This window comes from Bacillus amyloliquefaciens DSM 7 = ATCC 23350 (assembly GCF_000196735.1).
Classification (GTDB): domain Bacteria; phylum Bacillota; class Bacilli; order Bacillales; family Bacillaceae; genus Bacillus; species Bacillus amyloliquefaciens.
On the sequence record NC_014551.1, the window covers coordinates 1808685 to 1822127 of the forward strand.

Genomic DNA, 13443 nt, shown 5'->3' on the forward strand with positions numbered 1-13443 from the left:
GTGAAGAACTTCAATAAGCAAATCACTTTATCGCTGAAAAATCCGTTTATTTTCAATCATGACGTGTACGGACAAAAAGTCCTTCCGGGATTGGCTTATATTGATATGTTTTATCAGATTTTCAAAGAGCGCGGCTATTCATACAACGGGCTTCAGCTGCGCCATTTATCCATTTATCAGCCGCTTATTGCGAAAGAAGACAGTGCCGTCAAGCTTACGGTTGAATGTACAGAGGTAAAAGAAGGGCACTGGAAACTTACCGCAAAAGGAGCTGAAGTCAGCGGCGGACGCGTGCAGCCGGACGAACGTATTTACGTCAAAGCGGAAATGCATGAGACGGCTCCCGCGGTATTCAGTGACACGATTGATCTTGACTCTGTGAAGCGTGAGGCGGAACGCACAATCGATTTAAACGAGCTGTATGCACAATGCAGAAGCCAGGAATTGGTTCACAGCGGATATATGAAAGCAGAAGGAGATGTTTTTGAGGAGCGGGACGGCGTCACATTTGATTTATCGCTCGGAAAAGACGCGATGGGACAGGCCGAAGGGTTTTTGTTCCATCCGACTCTCCTTGACGGAAGCGGCGTCGGCGCAAACCTATTGATTTCGTCGCTGTTAAATGGGGAAAAGAGGCTGTTTCTGCCTCTTTTCTATGAATCTTTTACAGCTTCCGAACCTTTGCAGGCCGGCTGCGTCACGAGAATCAAACGTTCATCGCTCCGGCAGGAAAAGGAGCTCATTTACATTACGCTGGAGTTTTTTAACGCATCCGGCCGGAAAGTCGCTGAGCTGAAAGATTTCACAAGCAAGCTCGTGCGGGATGCCGAACTGATCAATACAGACCGAAAGCCTGCTGAGAAGTCTCCTGAAAAAGCGGCTCTGCCGGAAGTTTCGGCATCATTTGAAGACGGACACCCGCATGAGGAAGCAGAGCGGTATGTCAAGAAGCTGATGGCTGAAAAAATGGGCAAGCCGCTTGAACAGATTGATTCTCAGGCCGGCTACTATGAAATGGGGCTGACATCGTCCGGACTGCTTGACGTAGTGGAAACGATCAGCGAAAAAATCGGCGAAACCCTTTCTCCGACTTTGCTGTTTGAATATACGACGGCAGCAGAACTGGCGGCTTTTCTGACTGAGCAGTACGGAAGCTACTTCAGCGCTGCTGCTCCAAAAACGGAGAAGCCGGTTGTGACGCAAACAGAAAAAAGGCGGAAAAGCAGTGTTCCGCAAGATGAAGATATCGCCATTATCGGCATGGCCGGCCGCTATCCGCAGGCCGAAAACATTCACGAATTCTGGGAAAATCTAAAAGAAGGAAAAAACTGTGTCACCGAAATTCCGGAGTCTCGCTGGGACTGGCGCCGCTTTGAAAACGTAAAGTCGCCTTCCGGAAAGACCATTTCAAAATGGGGCGGATTTATTGATGATCCGGACTGCTTTGATCCTCAATTTTTCCGCATTACGCCGCGTGAAGCTGAAACAATGGATCCTCAGGAGCGGCTGTTTTTACAGACATGCTGGGAAACAATTGAGGATGCCGGATATACGCCGAAGTCGCTTGCAGAGGCGCGCGGACGGAATAGAAGACAGCGCGTCGGCGTCTTCGCCGGGGTGATGCACAAGGATTATACATTGGTCGGAGCGGAGGCTTCTTCTGAAGATCATGTATTCCCGCTTTCTCTTAATTATGCGCAAATCGCAAACAGAGTTTCATATTTTTGTAATTTTCACGGACCGAGCATGGCGGTCGATACGGTCTGTTCATCTTCGCTCACTGCGGTTCACCTAGCTGTGGAAAGCATTCGGCGCGGGGAATGTGAATCGGCGATCGCTGGCGGCGTCAACTTATCGCTGCATCCCAATAAATATGTGACATACGGTTTATGGGATATGTTTTCATCAGACGGGGTTTGTCATACGTTCGGGAAAGACGGAGACGGCTATGTCCCGGCTGAGGGAATCGGTGCTGTTTTATTAAAACCGCTGCAGGAAGCGGTAAACGACGGAGACCGGATTTATGCGGTTGTAAAGGGCAGTGCCGTCAATCACGTGGGAACAGTGAGCGGGATTTCCGTGCCGAGTCCTGTCGCTCAAGCCGATTTGATTGAGGAATGTCTGGATAAAGCGGGCATCGATCCGCGCACGGTCAGTTATATTGAGGCGCACGGGACGGGAACTTCTCTAGGTGATCCGATTGAGGTTCAAGGCCTTGTAAAGGCGTTCCGTCAGTATACACAGGATAAGCAGTTCTGTTCCATCGGATCAGTGAAGTCGAATATCGGCCATGCTGAATCGGCGGCGGGCATCAGCGGCTTAACCAAGGTTGCCCTGCAGCTTCACCATAAAACTTTGGTGCCGTCGCTTCATTCCGAAGAACTGAATCCGTATTTAGATTTTGAACAATCACCGTTTTACGTCCAGCATCGTACCGAAGAATGGCATCAGCCTTCAGTGACGGAAAACGGGAGCGAAACAGTGTATCCGCGGCGTGCGGGCATCAGTTCTTTCGGGGCCACAGGTTCAAACGTGCATCTCATTCTGGAGGAATTTATCCCGGAAGAATCACACGGAACAAATGCTGAACCGGCGGAAGAACAGACTTTCATTTTCCCGGTTTCCGCTAAAAGTGAAGAACGGCTTCATGCATATGCGGCGAAGCTGTCTGCCTTTATCCATCCCGATCTGCCCCTTAAGGATCTGGCTTACACGCTTCAGGTCGGGCGTGAGCAGATGGAGGAGCGGGTTGTGTTCACCGCTCAGAATATGACGCAGCTCAAAGAACGACTGAAAGGCTTTCTGGATGGAGACGCGGTCAGCGGATGCTGGCGGAACAGAGCCGATAAAGGCAAACAGGCAGGGCTTGCTCCGGACTTAATACATAAATGGCTTTCTAGCGGAAGTCTGGAGATGATTGCCGAAAAGTGGGCCGGCGGAGGAATGATGGATTGGAATCTCTTATACGGAGAAAACAAACCGAATCGGATCAGCCTGCCGACATATCCGTTTGAAAAAACACGGTATTGGGTGCCAGAGGCGGAAAAAAGAGAAACGGTACTTCAAAAAAATGCCGGCATGCTGCACCCGCTTCTGCATGAAAATGTATCAAACATGTCAGGCGTCCGTTTCAGGACTGCCTTTAGCGGCGGAGAATTTTTCCTGAAAGATCACGTCGTCAAAAACGAACGGACGTTACCGGGCGCCGCTTATCTGGAAATGGTCCGAGCGGCTGCTGAACATGCGGCAGAAATGAAGGAAGAAGGAACAGTCCGCCTGAAACATGTCGTATGGGTGCGTCCGTTTACAGCGACGGACGAAACCGCTGAATTGTATCTCCGCCTTTATGACGAAGAAAATGGGGAGATGGGATTTACGGTTTATGGTGAACCGGCTTCATCAGAACAAGAGCCTGTTCTCTATGCGCAAGGAAGCGCATCGTTTGTCAGAGCGGATGAACCGGCCAAAATAGAGATTGACAAATTGAGAGAATCGCGACGTCTGATCGCGCCTGAAGATTGCTATCAGGCATACAGACAGATGGGGATTGAATACGGGGATGCTCATAAAGCGGTCACGGAAATCTATGCAAAAGACGGCGAAGTGCTCGCAAAGCTCTCACTCCCGTCATCTATTTCTCATACAAAAGATCAATTTGTCCTCCATCCGAGTCTCTTGGATGCGGCATTTCACGCGACGATCGGTTTAATGCTTGACAAAGACGGGACTGACATAAAGCCGATGCTGCCGTTTGCTCTCGAACAGATCGATGTGCTGAAACGCTGTGAAAGCAACATGTGGGTTTCCATTGCGTACAGCGGCGAAAGCAGGCCTGAAGATGCCGTGCAGAAGCTGGATATTGTTTTATGTGACGAACAAGGCCATGTATGTGTGAAGATGACTGGTTATTCAGCGAGAGAAATTGAAACGGATAAAACAGATACACTATTTTTTGAACACATATGGGAAGAGAAGACTGCTTCGCATGAAAAAGCGGCGATCAGTTTCAAAGCCCATCACGTGATGATATCTGATCGGTTTACGGATCAAATGAACAGCATACAGACAGACTTCAGCTGTAACGTTCTCCGTGATCAGCATCAGAGTGAAGACGAACGGTTTGAAACCTGTGCACTTCAGGCTTTTGAAGAAGTGAAGAAAATCCTCGCTTCAAAATCCGGCGGCCGCGAGCTCATCCAGATTGTCGTGCCTCAAGAAGCTGATACGCAGCTCCTTTGCGGCTTAACGGGACTTTTAAAAACAGCGGCGCTGGAAAATCCGAACCTGACGGGCCAATTGATCGAATTGGAGCCGGACATCAAGGCAGACACGCTGACCCGATATTTGAAAGAATGCGGCGCTCATCCTGATGACAAGCATATTCGCTATGAAAACGGCAAGCGCTATGCGGCACAATGGCAGGAAACGGGTCTTGAACCGCTCGGCGCCGAAAAGCCGTGGAAGGATAATGGTGTTTATCTGATCACAGGCGGTGCGGGCGGTCTCGGATTTTTGTTCGCCAAAGAAATCGCTCGGCATGCAAAAAACGCCGTTCTTATTTTAACGGGACGTTCTGTGCTGGATAACCGTAAAAAAGCCCAGCTTCAAGAGCTGTCCGATCTTGGTGCGCAAGCCGTGTACAAACAAACGGACATGACTGATAAACAAGAAGTTCGATCACTCACAGCGGACATCTGTCGGCAGTACGGCGGCTTAAACGGTATCATTCACAGCGCCGGGACGATAAAAGATAACTATATTCTGAAAAAGCACAAAGATGAAATTCGTGATGTGCTGGCGCCGAAAGTCGCCGGACTGGTCCATCTTGACGAAGCGGTTAAGGACATTGAGCTTGATTTTCTGATTCTTTTCTCTTCTGGAGCGGGAAGCGCCGGAAGCGCGGGCCAAGCGGATTATGCGATGGCCAATGCGTTTATGAATGCCTTCAGTGAAAAAAGAAACCGGCAAAAAGCCCGAAATGAACGCTATGGACACACCCTTTCAATCTGCTGGCCGCTCTGGAAGGACGGCGGCATGACGGTTGATGCCGAAACGGAGGCAATGCTGACAAAAGAAAGCGGCATGGTCCCTATGAAAACAGAAAACGGCATTCAAGCTTTGTACCGCGGATGGGCGGCAAAAACATCTCAAGTCATGGTGACGGAAGGCTACGCCGCAAAAATCCGGGCGTTTCTGAAAAGATCAGCGGATGATCAGCAGGACACAGGAAGCGATACCGAAGCGCCGGCTGGCCTTTCATCAGGCGGAGAGAATATGCTTGCAGAAAAAACAGAGCATTTCTTGAAACATGTGCTTTCGGAAGTAACCAAGCTTCCGGTCGGCAAAATTGACGCCAAGGCGCCTATGGAAGATTACGGAATTGATTCTATTATGATTATGCATTTGACGGGCCGGCTGGAAAAGAGCTTCGGTTCATTATCAAAAACATTGTTTTTCGAATATCAGAATATCGAATCGCTGGCGCAATATTTTATGAAAGCACACCGCGACACGCTGCTGGACTTGACCGGGATGAAAACGGAAGAAATCCCTGCAGCCAAACCGTCTCTCCCTGAGAAAACAGAGGTAAAACCTGTTTCCAATCGGGGTGAAGGCAAAAAAGGCTTTGCGGCAGTCCGCACAGACACGCGGAAAAATCAGCAGCTGCCGGAGCGTGAGGATATCGCGATTATCGGTCTGTCAGGCCGGTATCCGCAGGCCGAAAATCTTCAGGAATTTTGGAAGAACTTGAGTGAAGGCGTTGACTGCATAACCGAAATTCCAAGCGATCGCTGGGATCACAGTCTTTATTACGACGCTGATAAAGATAAAGAAGGCAAGACGTACGGAAAATGGGGAGGATTTTTGAAAGACGTGGACAAATTTGATCCGCAATTCTTCTCAATTTCGCCCCGGGATGCAAAATTGATGGACCCGCAGGAGCGGTTATTTCTGCAATGTGTCTACGAAACGATGGAGGATGCCGGTTATACGCGCGGAAAGCTGACCGGAAAATCGGGTGACTTGCTGGGTGCCAATGTCGGTGTTTACGTCGGCGTCATGTATGAAGAATATCAGCTTTACGGAGCCGAAGAACAGGCGCGCGGAAAATCGCTTGCGCTGACTGGAAATCCGTCATCAATTGCGAACAGGGCTTCCTATGTATTCGGTTTTAACGGCCCGAGCATGGCTCTTGACACGATGTGCTCTTCTTCTTTAACAGCCATTCATCTGGCATGCCAAAGCTTGCGGAACGGGGAATGCGAAGCAGCATTTGCCGGGGGCGTCAATGTATCCATCCATCCGAATAAATATTTGATGCTCGGCCAGAACAGATTTTTATCTAGTAAAGGCAGATGTGAAAGTTTCGGAGAAGGCGGAGACGGTTATGTGCCCGGTGAAGGAGTGGGCGCTGTACTCCTTAAGCCGCTTTCTAAAGCGAAAGCGGACGGTGATCATATTTACGGTCTGATCAAAGGAACGGCCGTGAACCATGATGGAAAAACAAACGGGTATTCCGTCCCGAATCCGAACGCCCAAGCCGCAGTGATCAAACAGGCGTTACAAGATGCAGGAACCGATCCGAGGGCGGTCAGCTACATCGAAGCCCACGGCACCGGAACCTCACTCGGCGATCCGATTGAAATCACGGGTCTGACTAAAGTCTTTTCAGAACAGACACAAGATAAACAATTTTGTGCCATCGGCTCAGCGAAATCCAATATCGGGCATTGTGAAAGCGCGGCGGGCATCGCGGGCCTGACGAAGGTGCTTCTGCAAATGAAACACAGAAAGCTTGCACCGTCCCTGCATTCCCGGACGCTTAATCCGAATATTGATTTTCTCAGTACGCCGTTTAAAGTGCAGCAGACGCTTGAAGAGTGGAAACGACCGGTCATCAACGAGAACGGAGTAAATAAAGAACTGCCGAGAACCGCAGGGCTATCCTCTTTCGGAGCCGGCGGCGTCAACGCTCATATTGTCATCGAAGAATATGCCGCTGATGAGGATAAGGAGACGGCTTTTGCCGCACCTCATCCGTCAATGATCGTCCTTTCCGCGAAAAATGAGAATCGGCTTCAAAAACGCGCGAAACGGCTTCTTGATGCACTGCGGAGCGGGCGTTACCGGGAAGCGGATCTGAGCCGGATCGCTTATACGCTTCAAATCGGACGTGAAGCGATGGAAGAGCGCCTCGGCCTGATTGTCAGCAATTTGCGCGAGCTTGAAGAAAAGCTTGACGAATTTACGAGCGGCAAGGATTCAATTGACCAGCTCTACCGCGGACAAGTCAAACAGAATAAAGAAACGATGGCGCTCTTTGCGGCTGATGAGGATATGGAAAAAACCATTGAGGCATGGCTTGAAAAAGGCAAAGCCGCGAAGGTATTAGAGCTTTGGGTGAAGGGTCTTCCGCTGAATTGGGATGTGCTGTATCAAATGGGCAGACCGCGAAAAATCAGTCTCCCGGCTTATCCGTTTGCAAAGGACCGTTATTGGATCGACACATCAGCAGATTTACCTGTCAAAAGACAGGCAGAAACACAGCCGGCGCCGGTTGTGGCGGCGGCCGTCCCGGAACCGGTCATTGAAGCGGCGCCTCTTCACGAGGAGACTGCGAAAGAAAAACCGACAAACATTATGTTGCAGCCTTTGAGCGGCACGGAACCGAAAAGAACCGTATTGTCCGCTTACCGTCCGGCGGTTTCCGCTGAAAAAATAAGTGCCGTATTAACGGAAAGTTTGGCGGACGTTTTATATATGGATGCTGACGATATCGACGCAGACGACACATTTATTGATATCGGTATGGATTCAATAACCGGTCTTGAATGGATAAAGGCCGTCAATAAAACGTACGGCACGTCCCTTACGGTGACGAAAGTATATGATTATCCGACAATCCGCCAGTTTGCGGCCTTCTTGCAGCAAGAGCTCGGAACAGAACCGAACTTTGAGGAAACCGAACCGCAGAAAACAGAGGCGGTGAAAAAACCGTCCAACATAATGCTGCAGCCTGTAACCGCTCAAAAGCAGCCGGTGTTACAGGCCAAGGCGGATATTTTGGAGGCGATGTCTGAAACGGCAGCTTCCGCCGAGCCGGAAGAACCGATTGAACCGATTGAAGCGGTGCATGCAGCGTTATCAAAAGCACTGGCTGATGTATTGTACATGGAACAGCATGATGTAGATATTGATGAGGCTTTTATTGATTTGGGCATGGATTCGATAACCGGTCTTGAATGGATAAAGGCCGTCAATAAACGGTACGGAACGGACTGTAACGTAACGAAAGTGTATGATTACCCGACAATCCGTCAATTCGCCGATTTTCTGCGTACGCAGCCGTCTGTCCGCGGCAGAAAAAAAGAGGCGGTTCCTGTGCGTCCAAAGCCGCTGAAGCAGGAATCTGCCCCGCAGGAGAAACCATCTGCCGGGCCGGACAGATTGACGGTTCAAAAGGAACCTGAACCGGTGCGGGCCAAACGGGAGCCTAAAGACGAGACGGCGGACGCAATCGCCATCGTCGGCATGTCGGGCAAATACCCGGACGCGCCGGATCTTAAGACGTATTGGGACAATTTAGTCCGTGCGAAAAACGCCATTCGCGATATCCCGCTTTCCCGCTGGGATGTAAACAAGTACTATGATCCGGCCTTAAATAAGAAAGGCAAAGTGTACTGCAGATCAATCGGTATGCTTGACGGTATTGAAGAATTTGATCCGCTGTTCTTTAATATTTCTCCGTCTGAAGCGGAACTGATGGACCCGCAGCACCGAATATTTTTACAGGAAGGCTTTAAAGCCTTTGAAGATGCGGGCTACAGCTCAAAAGAATTAAACGGGAAAAATTGCGGCGTTTACTTGGGGATTATGAACAATGAATACGGCATGATGTTAAACAAACATCAGACAGGAGGAAGCGCCACTGGCAACAGTTTCAGCATCGCGGCGGCCCGCCTTCCGTATTATCTCAATTTGAAAGGACCGGCCATTCCGATCGATACGGCATGTTCATCTTCTCTTGTCGGAACTCATTTGGCGCGTCAGGCGCTCTTGAATCATGAAATTGACCTGGCGCTTGTCGGCGGTGTGACCTTGTATCTAACGCCTGAATCATACATCAGCATGTGTGAAGCAGGAATGCTGTCTCCTGACGGCCAATGTAAAGCATTTGATAACAGTGCGAACGGATTTGTGCCTGGTGAGGGCGCGGGGGCGCTCGTGCTGAAGCGGCTGAAAGATGCGGAAGCCGATCAAGACCATATTTACGGAGTCATTATCGGGTCCGGAATTAACCAGGACGGAAAAACAAACGGCATCACCGCGCCGAGCGCGAAAAGCCAAATGGATTTAGAGCGTCAAGTGTATGAAGCGCACAACATCCACCCTGAGAGCATCACCTATGCGGAAATGCACGGCACCGGCACAAAGCAGGGGGATCCGATTGAATTAGAAGCTTTATCTTCTGTATTCAAGGAAAAAACGGACCGCAAACAATTTTGCGCCATCGGTTCGGTTAAATCAAATATCGGACATACCTCTGCGGCGGCAGGCGTAGCAAGTGTGCAGAAAGTTCTGCTGTCGATGAAGCATCAGAAGCTCGTGCCGACTCTTCATTTCAGCACGCCGAATGAACATTTTGATTTCGATGACTCGCCTTTATTTGTCAATACTGAAGTGAAACCTTGGGAATCCGGCGGAACACCGCGGCGGGCCTGTGTCAGCTCATTCGGCTACAGCGGCACAAACGCTCATCTCGTCATTGAAGAGTATCAGCCGAAAGACAGGGGCCGCCGTAAGCCTGATGAGACAAACATTTTTGTGCTGTCGGCCAAAAAAGCGCCGCAGGTAAAAGCCTATGCCGAGTCGATGATCGATTTTGCAAAGGCCAATCAGGATATCCATCTTTCAGATATGGCGTATACACTTCAAACCGGACGTGATCCAATGGATTACCGTCTTGCGGTTACAGCGAATTCGAGAGAAGAGCTGATCAGCCGTTTAACCGATTTTGTAAACGGCAAAATGGGTGAAGGGATATATGAAGCTCACGTCAAAACGGCAAAAAAAGAAATCAAAGCATTTGAAACGGACGATGATCTGAAGCTGCTTGTCAAATCATGGTTCGATAAGAAAAAATACGGCAATTTAGCGGAATTGTGGGCCAAAGGGCTTCAGGTGGACTGGAACAAGCTCTATCAGGACGAAAAACCCCGCAGAATCAGTCTGCCGGCTTACCCGTTTGCAAAGGAGCCGTACTGGCTGCCTGAGCCGAAAGCCGTATCGCAGAGTACGGAAGACCGGCGCGAGGCTGTGCTTTTAGAAAAGCAGTGGGTTCCGTGTGAGATTGAGTCGGCCGGCGGCAACATCGGCAAGAAGGTCATGATTCTGGCTGACAGTAGGACAAGGTGGCTTGCCGAAGAGACTGCGAAGTATTTCGCTGACTCTTTCATTCTCCCGATTGATTCCGCCGATACCGGAGAGGCCGATTGGAATCACATAGATGGCGCGATCGATCTGACGGGATGCGGTGACGAAGACCTTTCTTCAGAAGGGCTCAGCCGTCTCCAGATTCTGATTGATACAAGCCGCCGGCAAGCGCGGCCGCTGATGCTGCTATATGTAACTAAAGGCTTGGAGCCGTTTCAGCAGAAAACGATTCACCTTGCAGGAGCAGAAAAAAGCGGCCTGTACAGAATGCTGCAAAATGAGTATCAAAACGTGACTTCAAGACACATGGACGCCGATACTGATACGGATCAGCAGACGCTTGCCAAACAGATTGCAGATGAATATTCGGCGGACAGCACAGAACCGGAAGTCTGCCGCCGAAACGGACAGAGATACCGTGCTTTATTCAGGGAGATTCCAAAACGGGAGCCATCAGAACATAAGCCCGTAACGTTCCCTGAAGACCATGTGCTTTTCATTACCGGAGGGACGAGAGGACTCGGTCTTTTATGCGCCCGCCATTTCATAGAAAAACACGGCGTGAAAAAAGTAGTGCTGACAGGCAGGGAGCCGATTCCTCCACGTCATGAACGATCAGCCGTTCATACACGGATAAAAGAGAAAATTCGGGCGATTGAAGAGCTCGAAGCAAAAGGCGTGCAAGTGGCAGTGCTCAGTATGAAATTGTCTGACCGTGTTGCCGTAGCAGCGGAAATTGAAACGATCCGGCGCACGATGGGGCCGATCGGCGGCGTCATTCACTGTGCGGGATCTGTTAATTCAGTAAACCCGGCGTTTATCAGAAAGACTGCGGATGACATACAAGAAGTGCTTGAGCCGAAAGTCGCCGGGCTTCAAACATTAAGCAGCCTTTTTACAAATGATCCTTTACAATTCTTTGTCTTATTTTCATCAGTATCTGCGGTCGTTCCGGCGCTTGCGGCGGGACAGTCGGATTATGCGATGGCAAATGGGTATATGGATTATTTCGCTTCGGCTCATCAGCATCAATACCCGATGGTCAGCATTCAATGGCCGAATTGGAAGGAAACCGGATTGGGTGAAGTCCGCACAGAAAGCCTGAAGCAAACCGGGCTGTTAGGACTGACTAATGCAGAAGGGCTTGACTTGCTTGACCGCATTTTGTCTGAAAACATCCGCCCGGCCGTTCTGCCGGCCATCGTTGATCGAAGCGAATGGCACCCTGACAAGCTGCTCTGTCAAAAGAAAAAGCAAAAAGAGGCTGAAGCCGAATCAAACGGCCAAATCGAGGTAAAACAATCAGGCTCAGACCTTCTTCTTGATACGAAGGAGTGGCTTGTGAAATTGTTTTCGGATGAACTGAAAATCGCTCCGGATGAACTGGAAACAGACGAACCGTTTCAGGATTACGGAGTTGATTCGATCATTTTAGCCCAGCTGTTGCAGCAAATGAATCAAGCTCTCAAAGAGGACTTAGATCCGTCTGTTTTATATGAACATCCGACGATTGACGCGTTTGCCGAATGGCTCGTATCAAACGGGCAGCCGCTGTTTACAGAAAGGAAGGAATCTAATACAGAACCCGCGGTTTCTGATGCCGTACAAACGGTTCACACTGAACAAAAGCGTTTTGCCGAAAGTGAAGACATTGCCGTTGTCGGAATGAGCTGCCGCTTTCCGGGAGCTGAATCATTAGAACAATATTGGGATTTGCTGAGATGCGGAAGGTCTGCAATCGGTTCAGTGCCAAAGGAGCGATTCGGATATGCAAATCAATATGTTGCAGGATTGATTGAAAGTATGAATCACTTTGATTCCGAATTCTTTTTCATTCCGGAAAACGATGCGAAAGCGATGGATCCCCAGGCATTGGCGGTGTTGGAAGAGAGCTTAAGGCTTTGGTGCCATGCCGGCTATACCCGTGAAGAAATCAAGGGCATGGAGGCCGGTGTGTACATCGGAGGCCGCAGCCAGCATCAGCCTGATCCTGAAAGTCTTGCGAATACGCGCAATCCGATCGTTGCGGGCGGGCAGAACTATTTAGCGGCAAACGTTTCGCAATTTTTTGATCTGCGCGGGCCGAGCATCGTGCTTGATACGGCTTGTTCATCAGCTTTGACAGGAATGAATATGGCCGTTCAGGCACTGAGAAGCGGCGATATTAAAGCAGCGGTAGTCGGCGGCGTCAGCCTGCTGAACACGGATGCGGCGCACCGGATGTTCCAAGAGCGCGGGCTGTTAAACGAGAAACCGTCCTTTCATGTATTTGACAAGCGGTCAGGCGGAGTTGTCCTCGGAGAAGGCGTCGGCATGGTGCTGTTAAAAACGGTAAGCCAGGCGCAAAAAGACGGTGACACGATACACGCAGTCATTAAGGCCGCCGCTATGAACAATGACGGCAGAACGGCAGGACCGTCAGCCCCTAATATGCAGGCGCAAAAAGACGTCATGCAAAGCGCGCTTTTAAAAAGCGGCAAAAAGCCGGAAGACATCACTTATATCGAAGCGAACGGATCGGGTTCTGCGGTGACTGATTTACTTGAGCTGAAGGCGATTCAATCCGTATACCGCTCTGATCAGCATGTCCCGCTCGGAATTGGGTCAATCAAGCCGAACATCGGGCATCCGCTTTGCGCAGAAGGGATCGCAAGCTTCATTAAAGTCGTATTAATGCTGAAACATAGACAAACGGTTCCATTTCTCTCAGGAGATGAACCGATGCCGCATTTTGATATAACAAAGACAGATTTTTATTTTCAAAAGACAGCGGGCGAATGGGATGCAGCCAAACCGTGCGCAGCCATCAACTGCTTTGCCGACGGCGGAACGAACGCCCACATCATTCTGGAAGCTTGGGAAGAAAAAGATACCCGATTAAAAAGAAAGCCGCTGCCGGTACCGTCTTTAAGACGGAAGGCTCTGGTAAAAGAATCTGCCGTACAGGTGAAACAAGAGCTTCCTGCGAAAAAAATGTTCTGGAAAGCATTTAATTGAGAGAGGAGTGGG

1 protein-coding gene is annotated in these 13443 nt (G+C 49.9%); it reads left to right on the forward strand.

Translation table 11 applies throughout. From position 1 onward, the window contains the following. Window positions 1-13431 (forward strand): type I polyketide synthase, encoded by a 13431-nt coding sequence (locus BAMF_RS29575; protein WP_013352336.1) that lies wholly within the window; start codon window positions 1-3, stop codon window positions 13429-13431. Window positions 13432-13443 lie beyond the last annotated feature (12 nt).